Here is a 21,412-nt window from a genome sequence, read left to right on the forward strand (position 1 = left end):
GGCGCCACGCTTAGGACCACCTCTATATCTCTCGAGCTCGGCGCTCCCCCCCCCCCCCCCCCCCCACGTTCCTCGGGTCAGCGGGAGGCCTGGTGCAGGCCGATGGCCCGCTGCATCGCCTTGCGGGCGCGCGGGGTGTCCCGGGCGTCGTGGTAGGCGACGGCCAGCCGGAACCAGGTCCGCCAGTCGTCCGGGGCCGCCTCGGTCTCGGCCTTGCGGCGGGCGAAGACCTCGTCGGCCGCGTCACGGTCGATACGGCCGCCGGGGGTGCGCTTCAGCTCGTCGACCGGGAGGCCGCCCTCGGCGTCCAGCTCGGCGGCGAGCGCGTTGGCCCTGCGGACGAACTGGGTGTTCTTCCAGAGGAACCAGACGCCGATGACCGGCAGGATCAGCACCGCGACGCCGAAGGTGACGGTGATGACCGTGCCGGTCTGTATGAGCATCACGCCGCGGCTGCCGACCAGGACGAAGTAGAAGACCAGGACGGCGGCCGTGACGGCGTAGGAGAGCTTGGCGCGCATGGCCGAGCCTCAGCCCAGGTCCAGGAAGTGCTCCAGGCCGAAGGTGAGGCCCGGAGTCGTCACCACCCGACGGGCGCCGAGCAGGATGCCCGGCATGAAGCTGCTGTGGTGCAGCGAGTCGTGACGGACGGTCAGGGTCTCGCCCTCACCGCCCAGCAGGACCTCCTGGTGGGCCAGCAGGCCGCGCAGCCGGATGGCGTGCACGGGAACGCCGTCCACGCTGGCGCCGCGCGCCCCGTCCAGGGCCGTCACGGTGGCGTCCGGGGCCGGGGCGGAGCCGGCGGCGCGGCGGGCCTCGGCGATGAGCTGGGCGGTGCGCGTGGCGGTGCCGGAGGGGGCGTCCACCTTGTTCGGGTGGTGCAGCTCCACGACCTCGACGGACTCGAAGTAGGGCGCCGCGATCTGCGCGAACTTCATGGTGAGGACCGCGCCGATGGAGAAGTTCGGCGCGATGAGCACACCGGTCTGCGGGGAGGCGGCCAGCCAGCCGTTCAGCTGGGCGAGGCGCTCGTCGGTCCAGCCCGTCGTACCGACGACGGCGTGGATGCCGTGGCCGACGCAGTACTCGAGGTTCTCCATCACGGAGGCCGGCGTGGTGAGTTCCACGGCGACCTGGGCGCCGGTCTCCGCCAGCGTCTCCAGTTCGTCGCCCCGGCTCAGGGCGGCCACCAGCTCCATGTCCTCGGCGGCCTCGACCGCCCGGACCGCCTCGGAACCGATCCGGCCCCGGGCGCCGAGGACCGCCACGCGCAGCTTGCTCATCTGTTGTGCTTCCTTAAGGGAGTGGATTAGGCGACCGCGTCGTGCAGCCGGGCGGCCTGCTTGTCCTTGAGTGGGCCGATGACCGACAGCGACGGGCGCCGGCCCAGGATGTCGCGGGCGATCGAACGGACCTCGTCCGGGGTCACGGCCGCTATCCGGGTCAGCATGTCGTCGACGGACATCTGCTCGCCCCAGCACAGCTCGCTCTTGCCGATGCGGTTCATGAGCGCGCCGGTGTCCTCCAGACCGAGGACCGTGGAGCCGCGGAGCTGCCCGATGGCGCGCTCTATCTCGTCGTCGGACAGGCCGTGTTCGGCGACCTGGTCCAGTTCGTCGCGGCAGATCTTCAGGACGTCGTGGACCTGCGAGGGCCGGCAGCCCGCGTACACGCCGAACAGGCCGCAGTCGGCGAAGCCGGAGGTGTACGAGTACACGCTGTAGGCCAGGCCGCGCTTCTCGCGGACCTCCTGGAAGAGCCGGGAGGACATCCCGCCGCCGAGGGCCGTGTTCAGCACGCCGAGCGCCCAGCGGCGGTCGTCGGTACGGGCCAGGCCGGGCATGCCGAGCACGATGTGCGCCTGCTCGGTCTTGCGGCCGAGCAGCTCGACGCGGCCCGCGGTCCGCAGGGCACGCCGGCCGTCGCGCGGGGCGATCGGGACGGCGTCGAGGTTCTTGAGGGCGCCGACCTTCTCGAAGGCGGCACGGACCTGGCGTACGACCTTGTTGTGGTCGATGTTGCCGGCGGCCGCGACCACCAGGTGGGTGGGGTCGTAGTGCTTCTTGTAGAAGCGGCGGATGCGGTCGGCGGTGAGGGCGTTGACCGTGTCGACCGTGCCGAGGACCGGGCGGCCGAGGGGGTTGTCACCGAACATCGTGTGCGCGAAGAGGTCGTGCACACAGTCGCCGGGGTCGTCCTCGGTCATGGCGATCTCTTCGAGGATCGCGCCGCGCTCGACGTTGACGTCCTCTTCGAGGATCAGCGAGCCGGTCAGCATGTCGCAGACGACGTCGATGGCGAGAGGGAGGTCGGTGTCGAGCACGCGCGCGTAGTAGCACGTGTACTCCTTGGCGGTGAACGCGTTCATCTCGCCGCCGACCGCGTCGATCGCGGAGGAGATGTCCAGCGCCGACCTGCGGGTGGTGCCCTTGAAGAGCAGGTGCTCCAGGTAGTGCGTGGCGCCGTTCAGCGACGGCGTCTCGTCGCGGGAGCCGACGTGGGCCCAGATGCCGAAGGTCGCGGAGCGGACCGAGGGCAGCGTCTCGGTGACGATGCGCAGGCCGCCCGGGAGGGTGGTCTTGCGGACCGTGCCGATGCCGTTCTCGCCCTTGATCAGGGTTTGGGTACGGGCGACGGCCCGCGCCTCCGAAGAGGTGCGGGCCGTCGCCTTGGAGCTACTCGACGTCACTTGTCGGTGTCGTCCTTCGTGTCATCGGCAGAGCCCGCGGCGGAGCCGCTGGTGGACTCGGCCTCGCCCTCGATCACGGGGATCAGGGAGAGCTTGCCGCGGGAGTCGATCTCGGCGATCTCGACCTGGACCTTCTGGCCCACGCCGACGACGTCCTCGACGTTCTCCACGCGCTTGCCGCCGGCGAGCTTGCGGATCTGCGAGATGTGCAGCAGACCGTCCTTGCCCGGGAGCAGCGACACGAACGCACCGAAGGTCGTCGTCTTCACGACGGTGCCCAGGTAGCGCTCGCCGACCTCCGGCATGGTCGGGTTGGCGATGCCGTTGATCGTGGCACGGGCGGCCTCGGCGGCCGGGCCGTCGGCGGCACCGATGTAGATGGTGCCGTCGTCCTCGATCGTGATCTCGGCGCCGGTGTCCTCCTGGATCTGGTTGATCATCTTGCCCTTGGGGCCGATGACCTCACCGATCTTGTCCACGGGGATCTTGACGGTGATGATCCGCGGGGCGTTCGGGGACATCTCGTCCGGCGTGTCGATCGCTTCCATCATCACGTCGAGGATGTGGAGGCGGGCGTCACGGGCCTGCTTGAGGGCCGCGGCCAGGACGGAGGCCGGGATGCCGTCCAGCTTGGTGTCGAGCTGGAGGGCGGTCACGAACTCCTTGGTGCCGGCGACCTTGAAGTCCATGTCGCCGAAGGCGTCCTCCGCACCGAGGATGTCGGTGAGGGCGACGTAGTGCGTCTCGCCGTTGATCTCCTGGGAGATCAGACCCATGGCGATACCGGCGACGGGGGCCTTCAGCGGCACACCGGCGTTCAGCAGCGACATGGTGGAGGCGCAGACCGAGCCCATGGACGTCGAGCCGTTGGAGCCGAGGGCCTCGGACACCTGACGGATCGCGTACGGGAACTCCTCGCGCGTCGGCAGCACCGGCACGATGGCGCGCTCGGCGAGGGCGCCGTGGCCGATCTCGCGGCGCTTCGGGGAGCCGACGCGGCCGGTCTCACCGACGGAGTACGGCGGGAAGTTGTAGTTGTGCATGTAGCGCTTGCGGGTCACCGGCGAGAGGGTGTCCAGCTGCTGCTCCATCCGGAGCATGTTGAGGGTGGTGACGCCCAGGATCTGCGTCTCGCCACGCTCGAACAGCGCGGAGCCGTGCACGCGCGGGATGGCCTCGACCTCGGCGGCGAGCGTACGGATGTCCGTGACACCGCGGCCGTCGATGCGCTTCTTCTCCTTGATCACGCGCTCACGGACCAGCTGCTTGGTGAGCGAGCGGTACGCGGCGGAGATCTCCTTCTCGCGGCCCTCGAACTCCGGCAGGAGCTTCTCGGCGGCGAGCGCCTTGACGCGGTCCAGCTCGGCCTCGCGGTCCTGCTTGCCCGCGATGGTCAGCGCGGAGGCCAGCTCCGGGCGGACGGCGGCGGACAGCGCCTCCAGGACGTCGTCCTGGTAGTCGAGGAAGACCGGGAACTCGCCGGTCGGCTTGGCGGCCTTCGCGGCGAGGTCGGCCTGGGCCTTGCAGAGCACCTTGATGAAGGGCTTCGCGGCGTCCAGACCGGAGGCGACGACCTCCTCGGTCGGCGCCTCGGCGCCGCCCGCGACGAGCTGGATGGTCTTCTCGGTGGCCTCCGCCTCGACCATCATGATCGCGACGTCGCCGTCCTCCAGGACGCGACCGGCGACGACCATGTCGAAGACGGCGTCCTCGAGCTCGGTGTGCGTCGGGAACGCGACCCACTGGCCGTTGATCAGCGCGACGCGGACGCCGCCGATCGGGCCGGAGAAGGGCAGACCGGCCAGCTGGGTGGACGCGGAGGCGGCGTTGATCGCCACGACGTCGTACAGGTGGTCGGGGTTGAGGGCCATGATCGTGGCGACGACCTGGATCTCGTTGCGCAGGCCCTTCTTGAAGGACGGGCGCAGCGGGCGGTCGATCAGCCGGCAGGTGAGGATCGCGTCCTCGGAGGGGCGGCCCTCACGGCGGAAGAAGCTGCCGGGGATCTTGCCGGCGGCGTACATCCGCTCCTCGACGTCCACCGTCAGGGGGAAGAAGTCGAGCTGGTCCTTGGGGTTCTTGGAGGCGGTGGTGGCCGACAGCACCATGGTGTCGTCGTCCAGGTACGCCACGGCGGAGCCGGCGGCCTGCTTGGCCAGGCGGCCCGTCTCGAAGCGGATGGTGCGGGTGCCGAAGGCGCCATTGTCGATGACGGCCTCGGCGTAGTGGGTCTCGTTCTCCACTAGCGTTTTCTCCTCGTCTTCGTCCCTGGGCTGCCCGTGTGGCAGGGGGACGGTGGCGGAGAGGCGCTCCGTGCGGTGCGGGCCGGTCTTCGATCGAAGCACCCGGGGCTCACTTCCCCCCGGGGGCCACTACCGAGGACCGGCGGCGGCTAGGTGCGCATCTCCTCGTTCGGTGGTGCGTGCTGACGGGATACCCGCAGCGAGTACGTGTCATCACGCTGTGTCGTACGTATTGCGTTGTGCTACCACACTACAAAGGGGCAGTGACAGTCCGCACGTTTCCGTACGTACAGCAAAAGGGAGCGGCCCCCTCGAACGGGTACCGCTCCCTGTCACGGCGTCTTACTTGGCGCCGGCCGCACCGCGGCGGATGCCGAGGCGGTCGACCAGCGCACGGAAGCGCTGGATGTCCTTCTTGGCCAGGTACTGAAGAAGGCGGCGACGCTGGCCGACCAGGATCAGCAGACCACGACGGGAGTGGTGGTCGTGCTTGTGGGTCTTCAGGTGCTCGGTCAGGTCGGAGATCCGACGCGAGAGCATGGCGACCTGGACCTCGGGGGAGCCGGTGTCGCCCTCCTTCTGGCCGAACTCGGCGATGATCTGCTTCTTCGTAGCGGCGTCGAGCGACACGCTTACTCCTCGTAGTCTTTGAGTGGCCACCGAGTGCCCCCGGTCTCTTTCTCGGGGGAGCTTCCGTAACTCGGGAGGCGGGGATCCGCTGGGCGCGGCCTCCAGGGCTTCCCTTGCGGGGCTCCGGGGGTGCGTACACAAACGGCCGACAGCCAGAGTACCAGCAGGTGGGTACCGCCCTCTCCCGGGTTTCCGAACCCCGTGGTCGGCGGAGGCTCTGCCACTAGGGTGAACGGTCGGATCATCCGCACGTCGGGAAGGGGTCGCTTCGTCATGGCGGAGGAAGTGGGCGAGGACGTCAGGGCGCGCAAGGAGCGGGAGCGGGACGAGCTGTACGCGCTCGACATCTCCGGTGCCGCGTGGGAGTGCGCGCCTGGTACGGAGGAGCACGAGGAGCGCGTCGAGATCGCCCAGCTGCCCGGCGGGGCCGTGGCGATGCGGTCGTCGCTCGACCCGGGCACGGTGCTGCGCTACACGGAGGCGGAGTGGCGGGCGTTCGTGCTGGGTGCGCGGGACGGCGAGTTCGATCTGGAGCCGACGCCGCGCAACGGGGGGCCGACGGCAGGGTAGCCGCGGCGGCGGCCGGTTCCCGTCGGCCGCCACGCGCGCGTGGTCACTGTTCGTTCGACGTCTTGTTCTTCGACGTCTTGTTCTGCGACGTCTTGTTCTGCGACGTCTTGTTCTTCGACGTCTCGTTCTTCGTCGCCGTGCTCTCGATGCCGAGGGCGAGATAGATCCACGTCTTCTTCTCCGGGCCGTCGACGGACTTGGCGCCGAAGTAGAGGCGCCCGTTCTGCACGACGATGTCGTTGTACTCCGTCGAGGTCATCACGGCGGCCTCCTCGGGCAGGTCGAAGTAGAAGTACGGCGTCTCCTCGCCGGTCTTCGGGTCCAGGGAGACCAGCGCGTTGGGGGCGATGTGGTCGTCGCTCGCGCGCAGGGCCAGCAGCCGGCCGCCGCTCATGCGGACCGGGTACAGCAGCGAGCCGGGGCCCGAGTCGAACTTCCTGGTGGTGTTGCCGGTCGCCAGGTCGAAGCCGATGACCCAGTTGGCGTTGGCCTGCTCGCCCGTCTCCTTGCTGCGCAGGAAGACCTGCCCGGCGCCGACGGCGACGGTGGGGCAGTCGTCGACGACGAGGTGGTCGCCGGAGGAGCACTCCCCCAGGTAGGTGCCGCTCTGGAGGCGGATCGTGGCGCGGACGGCGCCCTTGGCGTCGAGGGAGAGCAGTTCGGAGATGCCGATCTCGCCCGCCTGGACCGCGAGGACGGGCGGGTTCGCGGAGGGGATGTTCAGGTCCCGGATCCCCTTGGCGGCGGTGTACGTCCACACGGCCTTCCCGGTGGCCGGGTCGATCTCGCGCGCCTTGTAGGTGATGCGTTCCAGGGAGTCGACGGGGAGGTTCTCGTCGTCGTTCCAGCACTCCTGGCGGACGACCAGCCCGGTTCCGCCGGCCGCGCCCATGTCCTGGCAGGCGCCACTGGACGTCGTACGCCACAAGCGGTTGCCGCTGTCCATGGCGTACGCGTCGGTGCCGCCGCCCCAGGTGACGACGACCGTGCCGTGGGTGAGCGTGACGCTCGGGGTGTCCTGGTCCGCGCCGCCCTTGGCGAGGCCCGGGGAGTCGCCGTACTTGGAGAAGGGGAAGTCGCTCTCCCAGACCAGGCGGCCGTCGTCGAGGTCGAGGAAGGCCACGTGGTTGCAGTACGCCCCGCCCTCGTCGTTCGCGCGGAAGAGGACGGCGGTGCGGTTCTCGCCGGTGACATGGCGGGTGTAGCCGCAGATCGGGCCGTCGAGGGGGAGTTTCCAGCGCTCGTCGCCGGGTGAGGCGTCGGTGCCGATCCCCAGGCCGACGACGGTCTTGTTGATGCCCTTGGCGAGGATCTTGTCGGTGGCCCACATGCCGGGCATGTCGTAGTGCTCGCCGGCGGTCATGTCGTCGACGGAGAAGCGGAAGGCCATGGTGCCGACGGTGCTCGCGGGCGGTATCTCGACCGTCTCGCGGATGTCGAGGGGGCCCTGGGCGGCGGTGGCCGGCGACTTCTCGGCACCGCCGTCGGCGCCGCCCCACAGGAACAGGCCGCCGGTGCCCAGCGCCGCGACGAGCACCAGGGCCGGCAGCCACAGCAACGCCTTGCGGCGGCGTCTGGTCCGCTCGGCGTCGGCGGTCACCGCGGACTGGGTGTAGACGGACGGGGGCGGGCCGAAGCTCACGCTCGACGTTCCTTTCGGTGTTCTGCCGCGCACAGGCCCGCCGCGCACAGGCCTGCCACGCGCATGGCGGTCGACTGATCGTTTCTGCACCACGGGCGGCGGTCAGCGGTCAGCGGTGCCGGCTTTCCCCGCCGCCCCGCCGCCCCGCCGTCCTGCCGTCCTGCCGGCCGAACCGCCGTCAGCTGGTCATCGCCCGGGCCGCCGCGTACACGTCGAAGACGGCCAGGGCCAGCGGCACCAGGGTCAGCAGGACGAAGCCCTCGGCGATCTCCATGAAGCGGCCCCAGAACGGGGTGACGCCGCCGCGGGAGGAGATCAGGCCGATCGCGGTGACGATCGCGGACGTCGCGGCGATCGCGGCGATCAGCCAGATGGTGCGGATGTCGAGGTCGGTGCGGTCGCCGGTGAGGGCGTCGCGGAAGGCCGACAGGGGCGGGTTGAGCGCCAGCCCGAGTCCGAGCAGGACGAGGGAGGCGAGGCCCGCGGCCAGGACGGGGGCGACCTGGGCGGTGTAGCGGAAGAGGTGGGCGCGCATCAGCAGGGCGATGCCCACGGCCAGGGCGAGCAGCTGGGCCCAGAAGCCGTCGGCGAAGCCGAGGACCGCGCAGGAGCCGGCCGCGATCAGCGCGCAGCCGCCGACCAGGCCGACCAGGAGTTCGTGGCCGCGGCGGGCCTGGGCGGTGATCCGCTCGACGTCGACCGGCTCCTGGGGCGCCGGGTCGGCGCCGTAGCGGCTGCGCGGGGTGGCGTCCGGGGCGTCGAAGCCGATCGGCAGCCGGGCGAAGCGCATGGACAGGCCGGGCAGGAAGGCCAGGGCACCCACCGCGACGGGGGCGCACAGGGCGGCGATCTCGGACGGCGTCCAGTGCGCGAGCATCCCCGCGAACACGGCGACGAGCGCCAGGCCGGAGGCGACCGTGCAGGCGACGAACGGGCCGTCACCGCCGGGCGAGCACAGGGTGAGAAGCACCGAGGCGAGCAGGACGGCCGCGCAGGCCAGGAGGAACTGGAGCTTGCCGATGCCCTGGCCGTCGGCGAGCGGGAGGAGTCCGGAGCCGGCGACGCCCACGTTCGGCAGCGCGCCGAGTCCCAGCGCGACGGCGGATGACCGGTCGTCGTAGACGCGGGCCCGGACGCAGGCGAGGGTGACGAGGAGGACACCGGCGACCGCGGCGAGGACGCCGGGCAGCGAGTTCATGTCGTGGCGGGGGTCGCCCGTCCAGGCCACGAAGGCGAGCAGGGCCGGCAGGACACCGCCGCCGACCAGCCCCGCGGCACGGGTGAGGTCGCCGCCCCACAGGGTGTGTTCGCGGGTCACGGCCGAGGCGACCGCCTCGGACACGTCGTCGTAGACGGCCGGCGGCAGCGACTCGGAGAAGGGGCGCAGCGTGAGGAGTTCGCCGTCGAGGATGTGCTGGGCGGCGAACGAGCGGGAGCCGTCGAGGACCCGGCCGTCGCGGCGGACGAGGTGGTAGCCGACCGGGGCGCCCTCGGCGGGGCTCTGCCGGGAGAGCCGGAGGATCTCGGGATAGATGTCGACGACCGGGATGTCGTCGGGCAGGGCCACGTCGATCCTGCTGTCGGGCGCGACGATGGTGACCCGGCAGAAGCCGAGCCCGGTCCCGGAGGCGGCTCCTGTCGCGTGCCCTCCTCCGGTGGCTGCCGCGGAGGCCGTGATGCTCACCTGCTGCTCCCCCTCAGTGATGATTCCGCGTTGGCGGTGTGAAAGTCCTGCGCCGGTTCGCGCCCCGTGGGACCGGTGGGTCCGGCCGGGCGGCGCAACTGCTGCCGTCGGGCGGCCGACGGGCGTCGAAGCATCCCGAATCCCACGGGAATGTCCGGGCCGCCGCGGCCCCCGTCGTATGTGCTCACGCGAACATCCGGCACCCTACCGCCCCCTCGTCGCACAAGAAGTCAGTAGGATCACGCGGCGGCCTGCGTCCGCCTGACACGGGGTGGCGGACGGTTTTACCCGGAACTGCCCGGGGCCGCTGAGGGAATTGGTGAGCAGTGAGCCACATCGTCGTGAAGCGGCCGCCTCGGTCGTTGCCGTCCGAAGTGCCCACGGGCGAGATCGCCGTACAGCCTGCGCCCGAACTGCCGCGCGGGCATCAGGAGAGCGTGCTGATGCAACTCCTGCCGACGCTCGGCATGGGTGGCTCGGTGGTCTTCTTCTTCACGAGCGGACAGCCGTTCATGAGGATCATGGGCATGGTCATGATCGCCTCGACGATCGCCATGTCCGTGGCGATGGTGGTGCGCTTCCGGCGCGGCTCGCAGGGGCAGTTGGCGGATCTGCGCCGTGACTATCTGAGCTATCTGAGGCAGACCCGCCGCGCCACGATGGACACCGCGCGGGCGCAGCGCGACGCGCAGTACTTCCTGCACCCCTCCCCCGAGCAGCTGTGGGCGCTGGTCGCCGAGGGCAGCCGGGTGTGGGAACGGCGGCCGGGCGACGAGGACTTCGCGCAGGTGCGCATCGGTTTGGGCGCGCAGGCGCTCGCCACGCCGCTCGTCGCCCCCGAGACCGGGCCCGTCGAGCAGCTGGAGCCGCTGACGGCGGGCGCCCTCCAGCGCTTCCTCACGGTCCACTCCACCCTGGACGACCTGCCGATGGCGGTCTCCCTGCGGGCCTTCTACCACGTGACGATCAGCGGCGAGCCGCAGTCCGTACGGTCCTCCGCGCGCGCCATGGCCGGTTCGCTGGCCGCGCTGCACTCCCCCGAGGACCTGGTCCTCGTCGTCGCGGCGGGCCGGGAGGAACTGGCGCACTGGGAGTGGGCCAAGTGGCTGCCGCACGTCCAGACGTCGGACGCCGTGGACGGGGCGGGCAGCCGCCGGCTGATCGCCGCCGACGCGCGCGAGCTGGAGAACCTGCTTGCCTCCCGGCTCGCCGGCCGGCCCCGGTTCCACCCCAACGCCACGCCGCTGGCGGACGAGCCGCACATCGTCGTCGTCCTCGACGGCCTCTCGCTGCCCGCGGACTCGCTCCTCGCCAACCCCGAGGGCCTCCAGGGCGTGACGGTCCTCGAGGTCGTCCCCGGCGAGCAGGCCTCGGCCGGCGGCGAGCTGAACATCGTCGTACAGCCCGGTGCGCTGCAGCTGGAGTCGGGGCACGGTGTCGTGTACGAGGGGACGCCCGACGTCCTGTCGTACGAGTCCGCCGAGGTGCTCGCGCGGCAGTTGGCGCCGCTGCGGATGGCATCCGGCGGGGACGACGACGAACCGCTGCTGGCGAACCTGGAGTTCACCGATCTGCTGAGCCTCGGGGACGCGGCGTCCGTCGATCCCCGGCGCACCTGGCGGGCGCGGTCGCTGGCGGAGCGGCTGCGGGTGCCGATCGGTGTCGGCGAGGACGGCCGGCCCGTGATGCTGGACCTCAAGGAGGCGGCGCAGGAGGGCATGGGCCCGCACGGTCTGTGCGTGGGCGCGACCGGTTCCGGCAAGTCCGAGCTGCTGCGCACCCTGGTGCTCGGCCTGGCGGTCACCCACTCCTCGGAGACCCTGAACTTCGTCCTCGCCGACTTCAAGGGCGGTGCGACCTTCGCCGGCATGGCGCAGATGCCGCATGTGGCGGCCGTCATCACCAACCTGGCGGACGACCTGACCCTCGTCGACCGCATGGGCGACTCCATCCGCGGCGAACTCAACCGCCGTCAGGAGATGCTGCGGGACGCGGGCAACTACGCCAACATCCACGACTACGAGAAGGCACGCGCGGCGGGTGCGCCGCTCCAGCCGATCCCGTCCCTCGTCCTGGTCATCGACGAGTTCAGCGAGCTGCTGACCGCGAAGCCGGACTTCATCGAGATGTTCGTGCAGATCGGCCGGATCGGCCGTTCGCTCGGGGTGCATCTGCTGCTGGCCTCGCAGCGCCTGGAGGAGGGCCGGCTGCGCGGCCTGGAGACCTATCTGTCGTACCGGATCGGTCTGCGGACCTTCTCGGCGGCGGAGTCCCGGGCGGCGCTGGGGGTGCCCGACGCCTACGAGCTGCCGAACGTGCCGGGTTCCGGCTTCCTGAAGTTCGGCACGGACGAGATGGTGCGGTTCAAGGCGGCGTACGTCTCCGGCGTCTACCGTTCGGGCACGCAGCGCGCGGCGCTGGGCGGCGGCCCGCTGCCGATGGACCGGCGGCCGGTGCTGTTCACGGCCGCCGAGGTGCCGGTGCAGTACGTACCGGTGCCCCAGCAGCGGCCGGGCGCGGACGAGCCGGAGGTCGACGAGGCGCTCGCCGACACCGTCCTCGACGTGATCGTGCGCCGGCTGGAGGCGCAGGGCCCGGCGGCGCACCAGGTGTGGCTGCCGCCGCTGGACAGCCCGCCCTCGCTCGACGCGCTCCTGCCGGGGCTCGCCGCGGTCCAGGGCCGCGGTCTCACCCAGCCCGGGTACGAGGGCGCGGGCCGGCTGGTCGTGCCGGTCGGCCTGGTGGACAAGCCGTACGAGCAGCGCCGGGACCACCTCTGGGTGGACTTCTCCGGCGCGGCCGGCCATATGCAGATCCTCGGCGGCCCGCAGTCCGGCAAGTCGACCCTGCTGCGCTCCCTCATCTGCTCCTTCGCGCTCACCCACACGCCGTACGAGGTGCAGTTCTACGGCCTCGACTTCGGCGGTGGCGGCATGGCGGCCGTGGCCGGGCTCCCGCACGTCGGCGGGGTGGCCTCACGGCTCGACCCCGAGCGGGTGCGGCGCACGGTGGCCGAGGTGTACGGCGTGATGACCCGCCGCGAGGAGTACTTCCGCTCGGCCGGCATCTCCTCCATCGCCGACTTCCGCACCAAGCGGGCCCGCGGGGAGATCTCGGTGACGGACCAGCCCTGGGGCGATGTCTTCCTGGTCGTCGACGGGTGGGGCAACTTCCGTGCCGACTACGAGTCGATGGACCCGATCATCCACGAGATCGCGTCGCGCGGCCTGGGCTACGGCATCCACCTGGTCCTGACGGCGTCGCGCTCGATGGAGGTCAGGGCGGCCCTCAAGGACCATCTGATGAACCGGCTGGAGCTGCGGCTCGGCGACACGATGGACTCCGAGCTGGACCGCAAGGTCGCCGCGAACGTCCCGACGGGCGTCCCCGGCCGTGGCCAGGCCCCGCAGAAGCTGCACTTCATGGCGGCGGTCCCGCGGATCGACGGGCTCGCCTCGGACACGGATCTCTCCGACGCCACGCAGGCGCTGGCCGCGGAGGTCTCCCGGCACTGGCAGGCGCCGGCGGCGCCCGAGGTACGGCTGCTGCCCCGGGAGTTCCCGGCGACGGAGCTGCCGGCGGGCAACCGCTTCCCCCGGCAGGGGGTCGCCTTCGCGCTCGACGAGAACAACCTCGAACCGGTCTACGTCGACTTCGAGCAGGACCCGTTCTTCCTCGTGTTCGGCGAGAGCGAGTCGGGCAAGTCGAACCTGCTGCGGCTGCTGATCAAGCAGCTCAGCGAGCGCTACTCCGGTGACGAGTGCAAGCTGTTCGTGGTCGACAACCGGCGCTCCCTGCTGGACGTCACACCCTCCTCCCACCTGGCCGAGTACATCCCGATGTCCAACGCCATGGAGCACCACATGTCGGCGCTGGCCAACCTGATGCAGCGCCGCACGCCGACCGCGGACGTGACGGCGCAGCAGCTGCGGGACCGCAGTTGGTGGCAGGGGCCGACGGTGTTCGTCGTCGTCGACGACTACGACCTCGTGGCGACGTCCAGCGGCAACCCGCTGGCGGGGCTGACGGAGATGCTGCCGTTCGCCCGGGACGTGGGCGTGCGGTTCATCATCGCGCGGTCCACGGCCGGTGCGGGGCGGGCCGGGTACGAGGCGTTCATGCAGCGGATCAAGGAGCTGGGCGCGCAGGGCGTGGTGCTGGCCGGTGATCCGGGCGAGGGCGACCTGCTCGGCGGGGTCCGGCCGCGGCCGATGCCGCCGGGGCGGGGCGTGTTCGTCTCGCGGCGCCGGGGGAAGCCGCTGGTTCAGGTCGGGTGGGCGCCGGAAGGGGCGTTCTGAGATGGCGTACGGGTGCCGGAAGGAGCGTACGGAGATGGCGTACGGGTGCCGGAAGGAGCGTACGGAGATGGCGTACGGGGCGTCGGGAGGGACGTACTGATGGTCGGTGTGGGCATCTTCCTGATCCTGCTGGCTCTGGTAATGGTCGGGCTCGGCGCGGCCGATCAGCGGGCGCTGTGGTGGCGGTTCCAGGCGCACCGGTTCCGGGATCCGGCGGCGAACGAGCCGTCGGACTCGGCGTACCGGTCGAAGCGGGTCGTGGCGTTCGTCTGCGCGGCGTTCATGGTGGGGCTGGCCGTGTGGACGTTCCAGCTGGCCGCGCAGATGTGAGCCGACGGGGGCGGAGCCGTGGGCCGGGCCCAGCCCGACCCGGCGGCTCACACCGTCAGGTCGTCAGGTCGTCAGGCAGTCAAGTCGTCAAGTCGTCAAGTCGTAGAACAGTGAATTGCACAAGCAGCACGACGACACGGGGAAGGGGTTCGCGCATGGCGTGGGACGAGTGGGAGCAGTTGAAGGCGGAGGCCGCCTCGGGCGGCGCGCCCCACATGCAGCTGAACCAGCTGGATCCCGGCAGCGGCCCGGTACGCCCCGCGCCGGATCCCGGTCAGTACGGCGAACTGAAGGCGAACCAGCAGGACCTGGCGAAGATCGGCACCAACGCGTTCAAGCTGTACAACGACCTCTGGGACAAGGGCCGCAGGGCCGTGCCCACGAGCGAGAGCGCCGCCGGCGTCCTCGGCAAGGGCGGGTTCGCCCTGGGCGGCGCGCTCCAGCACGTCGCGCTGCGCTGGGACGAGCAACTGGGCTCCCTGCGGGACGCGTGCGCGCACATCTCGAACCACATGACCGTCACGAAGAAGCTGCACGCCGGTGACGACCACTACATCCGCCGTCAGATGAGCAGCATCGACCTGCTGGACGCGGGCTTCGACGAGCGCGTCGGCGAACCCGGCAAGCCGAACCCGGTGTACGGCGAGAAGGACGACAAGAAGGGCAAGAAGGACTGATGGATCTCGACGCCCTTCGCACCGCCGACTTCAGCCTGCTCGACGACGCCGTCGAGGACTGGTCGACCATGGTCGGTGACCTGGAGACGCTGATGGACGCCGCCGAGAAGGGGCTGCGCGGCGCCGCCAACGCGGCCAGCTGGGCCGGCTACAACGCCACGGTGTCGAAGGAGTTCATCGGCAAGACGTCCGGGGAGTTCGCCGACGCGCACAGCCAGGCCTCGTCCATACACAAGATCCTCAGGGACACCCGGGACGAGCTGAAGAAGTTCAAGGGGCAGCTGACCGACGCCATCGAGCGGGGCCGGCAGCAGAACCTGACGGTGATCGGCTACGAGGGCGGGTTCACGGTCACCACGAACGTCCCGCCGGAGGGCCGGGCCAAGCAGGACCAGGACAAGAAGGGCGAGATCACCGCCCTGCGCGACGAACTCCAGAAGATCCTGGACCAGGCCACCGAGAGCGACTCGTCGGCCGGCACGGTCCTCAACGCGATCGCGGACCAGAGCAGGCTGGGCTTCTCGGACGTCGACTACAACGACCGGGACTCCGCGGCCAAGGCCCTGAAGGAGGCCGAGGAACTGGCGGACCTGGCGAAGCAGAAGCCCGAGGACCTGTCGGTGGAGGAGTTCGACCGGCTCAACAAGGGCCTCAAGGAGTACGCCGACGACGAACTCTTCGCCGAGCGCTTCGCCACGCGCCTGGGCGCGCAGGGCACCCTGGACTTCTGGACCGGCGTCAACGATCCGCACAGCGCCTGGAAGATCGGCCAGCAGCGGGTCGACCAGTACGACGACCTCCAGAAGAACCTCTCCCTCACGCTGGCCACGGCGTCGCAGAGCGACAACGCCGACATGACCCAGTGGAAGTCCACGATGGTCGACCTGGTCGACAAGCCGGTGGGCCGCAACGGCGGCTTCCCGCTCGGCGGGCAGGTCATGTCCAACCTGATGCGGTGGGGCGACTACGACGACCGGTTCCTCGTCGACTACGGCGACAAGCTGATCGAGACGGAGAAGAAGTTCACGAGCAACGGCCGGCACGGCGCCTGGCAGCGCACGGGCATGGACCCGCTCCTCAACCGCACCGGCTCCGACTCGGGCTGGGACCCGATGACCGGCTACCTCAAGGCCCTCTCCAACAGCCCGGACGCGGCGACCGACTTCTTCAACGGGACGTTCGTCACCAAGGACGAGGACCACGACTTCACGCACGACACGGACGGAGACGGCAAGGAGGGCCGGCGGACCCTCAGCAACTTCGACTACCTCTTCGAAGAGCGCGACTGGCCCATGGACCAGGACGACAAGGGCGAGGACAGCATCACGGGCCGCAACAACCTGGCACTGGCCCTGGAGGCGGCGACGACGGGTCATCCGGCGGGGGAGCTGCCTACGGCGGACACTGCGCCGCACAATGCCGATCAGGCCAGGCTCATGGAGAGCCTGGTGGCCTCGATCGGGGACGATCCCGAGCGACTGACCAAGTACGGCTACATGTCCGACAGCATCGGTCAGATCACCTCCGAGTACCTGCCGGACCTGAACCGGTCCATCAGCGACGTGCCCCGGGACGCCGACTCGCCGAAGTGGCACAACATCGAGAAGCTGTACCCGGTCGCCGGTTCCGAGGCCGCTTTCCAGCACACGGACGTGACCAAGCTGCTCTTCGCCGTCGGCCAGAACGAAGAGGGGTACGCCGCCGTCGAGGTCGCCCAGAAGGCGTACATGGGCAAACTGATGGACTACCACCTGGACCCCGGCCTTCCTGAGGCCCAGCAGGTCTCCGACGACCACAAACTCGTCATCGAGCAGATCGCGTCGAAGTCGGGCGAGGTATCCGGCACTCTCAACCTGGGTGTCCGGGAGGCCATCGGCTCCGAGGCCTCGGACAAGGACAAGGCGTACGAGCAATCGGTGGCCCAGCGCAAGAACTGGATCTCCGGCGGGGTAGGCACCGTCGTCGGGGTGGGCACGTCCTTCATCGCGACCCCCTGGGTCGGCGCGCTGGCCGGCGGGGCCGCGGGCACGGCGACCAGCGTCGTCCTGGAGTCGGTGTTCCAGGACGCCGAAGGCCACGCCCTGGAGGAGGCTCGGAAGAACGGCGGGCAGTTCTGGCAGGAAGGCCAGGTGCGGAACGGGGTCATCGCGGAGGACGGGGCCCGAGCCGCGGCGGAGAAGTACAAGACGGAAGACGTCGACGACGCCGGAATGATCGCGCGCACGGCCGCGCAGCAGGGCTATCTGAACGCTCAAGCGGTGGTCGAAGGGGCGGCTCCCGGCAGCATGACGGACTTCTGATCCCCTTTCGCTTCGTCCGATTCTTCGTCGTCCGACTGACAGCCCGAGTTCGTCCGACAGAAAGCCCGAGAGAAAGACACCGATGAAGGCTCAGCGAACGACTCCGAGGAAGCCCTTCCTGGTTTCCGCCACCGGACTCACGGCCCTTGTCCTTTTCCTCGCGGGGTGCGGCGAGGACAAGCCGGAACGCGAGTACGCGATCCCGCGCAGCCTGTGCGGGACCGTCGTGGACAGCGACGCTCTCGCGCCCTTCCTGCCGGCGGGGCGCAAGATCACCGTCAAGGACAACTCCCGCTCCGGAGCCAAGGGTTGCCAAGTCGTCGTCGACGGCACGTTGATCGTGACGACGTCGCAGATGTGGTTGGAAGAGGGCAGGACCACAGCCTTCGTAGCGGCCCGGCAGTCCCTCGGCACCCCCGACGAAACGGCGGAGGACGGACAGTTCGTGTACTCGGGCAATGAGGCGTTCGGCAAGACTCGCGACTGCGTCGACACCAAGTACAAGCAGGAGCTGTACACAGTGATCCAAGCAGACGGCTCGAAGCACCGGGACGCCGAAGCCATGAAGCAACTCATCGCCTCCTTCACCGAGCAGGTCGAGAAGTCGGCCGAGTGCACGGCGGGCGCGCAGTAATGAGGATCCGACCCGCCACGGTCCTGCGCCGAGCGGCGCTGTACGCCGTCGCACCACTGGCCGTCGTCCTCGCCGCGGGCTACGGGTGGTACCAAGTGAGCGACACCGGCAAGGGCTGGCGCTACGAGGACAAACTGGCCACTTTCTGTGACGGGCTGATCCCCTATGACGAGTCCGCGTACTTCACGGGTCTGAACACAGAGGTCGGCCTACGGTCCGACCGGCGCGTCGACTTCGGCGACGACAGCTACGACCACTGCACGGTCGCCGATCTGGCACTGACCATCGCTCTGGTGCCCGACGATGCCGTCGGATCCGGCTCGGCTGCCGCCGAGGTCCTCAAGGAGTTGCCGGCCAGCCCATCGGACAACGCACCCGTGGCCCTCGGAGGCGGCTGGTACGGCTACACGGACTTGCGCATCACGAGTGTCGTACTGCCGTGCACCAACAACTCCTCGTCCGTCATCGTGTCCATCGAAGGCGACGAGTCGCACGAAAACCCCGCCGAGGCCCGCGCGATGGCGGAACTGGCAACCGCCACGGCCCGAAACGCGGCCGACCACTGGTCCTGCGAGTCCCGTCCCGGTGAACGGATCCCCAAGATCTCCTCGCTGTCGACGGAACGCTTCTACCCGGCCGCGGCGACGAACTCCTGCAAGCACATCCCGGTGACCGAGGACGACGGCATCGACTGGATGACGGAGTCCGACGCGTCCGGTGCAACCCCGCTGGAAGAGTGCGTGCTCGGCGAGAGCATGGCGAATGACGTGGCCTTGTACCACCTCAGGGCGTCCTTCGGCCCCTACGCACAGCGGCTGCGATCGACCATCGCCGAGCCGGGCGCGCTGAACGCCGACACGGGAGTGCGCATCGACGCGGCATGGGCGACCGCCGCCTGCCCGGATGCGCCTCGGGCGGTCTTCGAGATCGACGCCACGGAGTACGCCGATCCGCGCAAGGGCTTCATGCTCCGCACTCTGCGCGCGTTCGCCGAGCAGTCGGCCGCGCGGCACGGTTGCACAGACCTGAAACTGCCCAAGTGAGCCGTCCCGCCTTGGAGGAACGGCGAAGGGTGGGCACCTCCCGTGCGTGCCCACCCTGGTGTCGCGTACCGCTCGGTCCTACTGGAAGTAGCTGGCGCCCTTCAGGTCGCCGCCGCGGTAGTCACCGCCGGCCGTGTGGACCCGCTGGGAGATCTGGACCAGCGCCGCGTGGATGGCACGGGCGTGGCGGTCCCACTCCGCGGACTTGCCCTGGAACGCCGAGTACGCCTCGCCGCCCCAGCCCTGGGACACGTTGAGGACGGCCTGCTTCAGCGCCTCGAGGTCCTCCTCGAGCTTCTTGGCCTGGTCGCCCAGCTCGGTGGCGAGCGCGTCCATCGTGCCGTACGTGACGGCCAGCTCGTCGTAGTGGACTCCGGACATGGTTCCCTCGTTTCGTCGAAGATGTCAGCCGGGCCGCGCGGCCCGGAGAAGCGTGTGACGCGGTGGCGCCGACGGCTCGTCAGTAGCTGTTGAGCGCCGAGGTCTTACCGCCGAGGTCCTCGACCGAGATCTTGGTGAGGTCGGCCTCGACCTGGTCCTCGAGGTTGCGCTTGTCGGTCTTGTTCAGGTTGATGCCCTCGAGGAAGTCGTCGAGCATCTTGCCGATCGAGACCATGTGGCCGTTGATCTCGGTCTGCTTCGTGTTGAACGCGTTGGCGCCCTGACCCGTCCAGGCCTTCTCGATCATGTCGATCGTGCCCTGGAGCTTCGCCAGCGACTGCCGGATGTTGTCGTACCGGTCGATGACCTCGGTCTGAAGCTTCTGTACGTCGCCGTCATTGAGCTTGCGGTCGACCATGTGGGCACTCCTATTCGTGAGAGCTGGGGTTCGTTTCCGCGCGGCACCGAGTGGTGCCGCGCTGCGAGTGGACGGTCAGGCTCGTCGCCTCGACCGGATCACCGCGAAGGCGCCACCGCCGATCACCAGTACGGCGGCCGCGGCTCCGAGGGTCACCCACATCGTGGTGTCGTCGGACGACTCCGAGCTTGATCCTGCCGCCGAGGCAGCGCCACCTGAAGTGTCCTTGGGGGCTTGTGACGAGGTTGATGCGGAGGGGGAGGCCGCCTCGTCCTCGACACCGGCGGCGTTCTCCGTGGCCAACGGGTCGGTGCCGGCGCCCGCCGGCTTGTAGCCGCTGTCCTCCAGCACCTTGCGGGGGCGGATCAGCCCGTATCCGAGGTAGGTGCTCGGGTCGTCCTTCGCCCAGTCCCGCCCCGCGGTGTCGATCAGGCTGGCCAGCACCTGGTTAGCCGTCCAGTCCGGGTGCGCGGACCAGACGAGGGCGGCGGAGGCGGAGGCGATGGCGGTGGCTTGGCTGGTGCCCTCGCCGGTGCAGTACGACTTGAAGGTGTTGTCGCACCAGGTGGGGACGTTCAGGCCGGGGGAGGCGAGGTCTACGTAGTTGCCGTGTTCGGAGAACTTGCCGACGGTGCCGTCTTCGTCGGATGCCGCGACGCCTACGACGTAGGGGTACGCGGCCGGGTAACCGATGAAGTTCTTCTTCTGGGCGTCGTTTCCGGTGCCGGCGATCATCAGTTTGCCCTTGGACTGGGCGTACTTGACCGCCTGAAAGACGTCAGGCCTTTCGATGTCCTCGGTAATGGACATGCTGATGATCTTGACGTCACTGTCGGCGATCGCCCTGATCACGTCCGCCAGTGGAGGTGCCTTCTTGGCCTCGGCCGTATTGGTCAAGGCATTCGTAGCGACCCGATACGGGACGATCTTGGCTCCGGGAGCAAGCCCCTTCAAGCCGTCGTCGGCGCCGGTGCCGGCGATCAGCTCCGCCATGCTGGTGCCGTGGCCGTCGTAGTCCTCCGTCGCCTTGTAGCTGACGGCCGCGGGTGCCTCGGCAAGCACCTGCCCCTTCAGAGAAGGGGTGTTGGGGTTGACTCCCGAGTCGACAACGGCCACCTTCACGCCCTTGCCGGTGCTCACCTTCCACATCTCGTCGGCCTTCATCGCCGACAGGTACCACTGCTCGGACTGCGCATCGGCGGCCGCCGCGCTCGGCGCCAGCCCGGCCGACAGAACGGCCAAGGCGCCGAGCGCTGAGCAGACGGCGGAGACGCGTCTCCCGTTTCGTCCCGCGAAAGGCGCGCTCCACCCGCCGCGTCGGCTGATCCCTGACACCATTCCTCTGTCTGTCCTCGCTCTTGTCCGGTCAGTCCGTCGCCGACGTCCCGTCGCGCCGCTCCTCGCGACGCGAACGGGTCTCACCAGAACCCTGGTTGCTCCCGCGGCCACGGGGCGCGCGGGCACCGCCCTTCGGCGCTCCGACCACGCCGTCCGGGCTGCCGACGGCCCGGCGGGACGTCTGTCCCGCGTTCGTCGTCGAGGCAGGCGCCCCGATCACCCCACGCTGGCCTGGCCGCTCACCCGTGGCCCGCGAGGACGGCGTTCCCTCACGGCCGATGACCGTGCCACGCGGCACCTTGGGCCCCTTGGCACCGGGCGTGGTGCCGTTGACGGGCTTCCCGCCGACGACTCCGGGGCGAGCGGCGCCGTTGCGGCCGGGGTTCGTGGCGTTCGTACCGTTGACCGGTCCGCGCGGGACGCCACCGGGCTGCTTCGCAGCCGTTCCTCCGGGCTTCGGAGTCCCGCCCACGACGCCTCTGCCCATGGGACCGCCAGTACGGCCGGCAGCCTGGCCGGGCATACCACCACGACC

General features: G+C 69.9%; 17 protein-coding genes. 7 read left to right on the forward strand and 10 right to left on the reverse strand.

Annotated features, from left to right (window positions below):
* Positions 1-77 precede the first annotated feature (77 nt).
* The 5 genes from ACZ6D7_RS35160 to rpsO form a co-directional block, all read right to left on the reverse strand.
* Positions 78-521 carry a hypothetical protein gene (locus tag ACZ6D7_RS35160; protein WP_469499933.1) on the reverse strand — a complete coding sequence of 148 codons (444 nt, stop codon included), beginning with the start codon at positions 519-521 and terminating at the stop codon, positions 78-80.
* Between the two features lie 9 nt (positions 522-530).
* On the reverse strand, positions 531-1,283 hold the full coding sequence (gene dapB, locus ACZ6D7_RS35165) for a 4-hydroxy-tetrahydrodipicolinate reductase (protein WP_469499935.1): 753 nt from the start codon (positions 1,281-1,283) through the stop codon (positions 531-533).
* 26 nt (positions 1,284-1,309) lie between these two features.
* Positions 1,310-2,689 carry a M16 family metallopeptidase gene (locus ACZ6D7_RS35170; RefSeq protein WP_469499936.1) on the reverse strand — a complete coding sequence of 460 codons (1,380 nt, stop codon included), beginning with the start codon at positions 2,687-2,689 and terminating at the stop codon, positions 1,310-1,312.
* On the reverse strand, positions 2,686-4,932 hold the full coding sequence (locus tag ACZ6D7_RS35175) for a polyribonucleotide nucleotidyltransferase (protein ID WP_469499938.1): 2,247 nt from the start codon (positions 4,930-4,932) through the stop codon (positions 2,686-2,688). Before ACZ6D7_RS35175 ends, ACZ6D7_RS35170 begins: the two co-directional genes overlap by 4 nt.
* 342 nt (positions 4,933-5,274) lie before the next feature.
* Entirely contained in the window at positions 5,275-5,562 is a 288-nt protein-coding gene (gene rpsO / locus ACZ6D7_RS35180) for a 30S ribosomal protein S15 (protein ID WP_055632174.1), read from the reverse strand.
* A 273-nt stretch (positions 5,563-5,835) separates the two neighbouring features.
* Between rpsO and ACZ6D7_RS35185 the strand changes: the two genes are divergently transcribed.
* The gene (locus ACZ6D7_RS35185) at positions 5,836-6,132 is read left to right on the forward strand and encodes a DUF397 domain-containing protein (protein ID WP_469499940.1); all 297 of its coding nucleotides are present in this window, start codon (positions 5,836-5,838) and stop codon (positions 6,130-6,132) included.
* Positions 6,133-6,175: 43 nt separating this feature from the next.
* Here the strand turns inward: ACZ6D7_RS35185 and ACZ6D7_RS35190 are convergent, their stop codons facing one another.
* Together ACZ6D7_RS35190 and eccD are read right to left on the reverse strand one after the other, a co-directional pair.
* On the reverse strand, positions 6,176-7,774 hold the full coding sequence (locus ACZ6D7_RS35190) for an outer membrane protein assembly factor BamB family protein (RefSeq protein ID WP_469499942.1): 1,599 nt from the start codon (positions 7,772-7,774) through the stop codon (positions 6,176-6,178).
* Between the two features lie 178 nt (positions 7,775-7,952).
* Positions 7,953-9,458, reverse strand: coding sequence for a type VII secretion integral membrane protein EccD (gene eccD / locus ACZ6D7_RS35195; protein ID WP_469499944.1), 1,506 nt, complete (start codon positions 9,456-9,458; stop codon positions 7,953-7,955).
* A gap of 326 nt (positions 9,459-9,784) precedes the next feature.
* Between eccD and eccCa the strand changes: the two genes are divergently transcribed.
* From eccCa to ACZ6D7_RS35225, 6 genes are all read left to right on the forward strand, one after another.
* Entirely contained in the window at positions 9,785-13,756 is a 3,972-nt protein-coding gene (gene eccCa / locus ACZ6D7_RS35200) for a type VII secretion protein EccCa (protein ID WP_469499946.1), read from the forward strand.
* A gap of 99 nt (positions 13,757-13,855) precedes the next feature.
* Entirely contained in the window at positions 13,856-14,086 is a 231-nt protein-coding gene (locus ACZ6D7_RS35205; protein ID WP_469499947.1) for a DUF6199 family natural product biosynthesis protein, read from the forward strand.
* 155 nt (positions 14,087-14,241) lie between these two features.
* Entirely contained in the window at positions 14,242-14,763 is a 522-nt protein-coding gene (locus ACZ6D7_RS35210; RefSeq protein ID WP_469499949.1) for a hypothetical protein, read from the forward strand.
* Positions 14,763-17,063, forward strand: a complete 2,301-nt coding sequence (locus ACZ6D7_RS35215) for a DUF6571 family protein (RefSeq protein WP_469499950.1) — start codon at positions 14,763-14,765, stop codon at positions 17,061-17,063. Before ACZ6D7_RS35210 ends, ACZ6D7_RS35215 begins: the two co-directional genes overlap by 1 nt.
* 82 nt (positions 17,064-17,145) lie before the next feature.
* Positions 17,146-17,697 carry a hypothetical protein gene (locus ACZ6D7_RS35220; protein ID WP_469499952.1) on the forward strand — a complete coding sequence of 184 codons (552 nt, stop codon included), beginning with the start codon at positions 17,146-17,148 and terminating at the stop codon, positions 17,695-17,697.
* The gene (locus ACZ6D7_RS35225; RefSeq protein ID WP_469499954.1) at positions 17,697-18,740 is read left to right on the forward strand and encodes a hypothetical protein; all 1,044 of its coding nucleotides are present in this window, start codon (positions 17,697-17,699) and stop codon (positions 18,738-18,740) included. Before ACZ6D7_RS35220 ends, ACZ6D7_RS35225 begins: the two co-directional genes overlap by 1 nt.
* A gap of 78 nt (positions 18,741-18,818) precedes the next feature.
* Here ACZ6D7_RS35225 and ACZ6D7_RS35230 read toward each other — a convergent pair whose 3' ends face one another.
* From ACZ6D7_RS35230 to ACZ6D7_RS35240, 3 genes are all read right to left on the reverse strand, one after another.
* Positions 18,819-19,121: a WXG100 family type VII secretion target gene (locus ACZ6D7_RS35230; protein ID WP_189713675.1), complete on the reverse strand. Its 303-nt coding sequence runs from the start codon at positions 19,119-19,121 to the stop codon at positions 18,819-18,821.
* A 79-nt stretch (positions 19,122-19,200) separates the two neighbouring features.
* Positions 19,201-19,539, reverse strand: a complete 339-nt coding sequence (locus tag ACZ6D7_RS35235; protein ID WP_469499955.1) for a WXG100 family type VII secretion target — start codon at positions 19,537-19,539, stop codon at positions 19,201-19,203.
* 75 nt (positions 19,540-19,614) lie between these two features.
* On the reverse strand, positions 19,615-20,781 hold the full coding sequence (locus ACZ6D7_RS35240) for a S8 family serine peptidase (RefSeq protein ID WP_469499957.1): 1,167 nt from the start codon (positions 20,779-20,781) through the stop codon (positions 19,615-19,617).
* Between the last annotated feature and the right edge of the window lie 631 nt (positions 20,782-21,412).

The sequence above is a fragment of the Streptomyces sp. NPDC041784 genome (assembly GCF_055591025.1).

Excerpts from the sequence above, each read along its gene's own strand:
- ACZ6D7_RS35235 (WP_469499955.1), bottom strand. The coding sequence starts at position 19,539 with ATGGTCGACCGCAAGCTCAATGACGGCGACGTACAGAAGCTTCAGACC.
- ACZ6D7_RS35220 (WP_469499952.1), top strand. The coding sequence starts at position 17,146 with ATGAAGGCTCAGCGAACGACTCCGAGGAAGCCCTTCCTGGTTTCCGCC.
- ACZ6D7_RS35210 (WP_469499949.1), top strand. The coding sequence starts at position 14,242 with ATGGCGTGGGACGAGTGGGAGCAGTTGAAGGCGGAGGCCGCCTCGGGC.
- ACZ6D7_RS35185 (WP_469499940.1), top strand. The coding sequence starts at position 5,836 with ATGGCGGAGGAAGTGGGCGAGGACGTCAGGGCGCGCAAGGAGCGGGAG.
- ACZ6D7_RS35205 (WP_469499947.1), top strand. The coding sequence starts at position 13,856 with ATGGTCGGTGTGGGCATCTTCCTGATCCTGCTGGCTCTGGTAATGGTC.
- ACZ6D7_RS35225 (WP_469499954.1), top strand. The coding sequence starts at position 17,697 with ATGAGGATCCGACCCGCCACGGTCCTGCGCCGAGCGGCGCTGTACGCC.
- ACZ6D7_RS35230 (WP_189713675.1), bottom strand. The coding sequence starts at position 19,121 with ATGTCCGGAGTCCACTACGACGAGCTGGCCGTCACGTACGGCACGATG.
- ACZ6D7_RS35215 (WP_469499950.1), top strand. The coding sequence starts at position 14,763 with ATGGATCTCGACGCCCTTCGCACCGCCGACTTCAGCCTGCTCGACGAC.
- dapB (WP_469499935.1), bottom strand. The coding sequence starts at position 1,283 with ATGAGCAAGCTGCGCGTGGCGGTCCTCGGCGCCCGGGGCCGGATCGGT.
- ACZ6D7_RS35160 (WP_469499933.1), bottom strand. The coding sequence starts at position 521 with ATGCGCGCCAAGCTCTCCTACGCCGTCACGGCCGCCGTCCTGGTCTTC.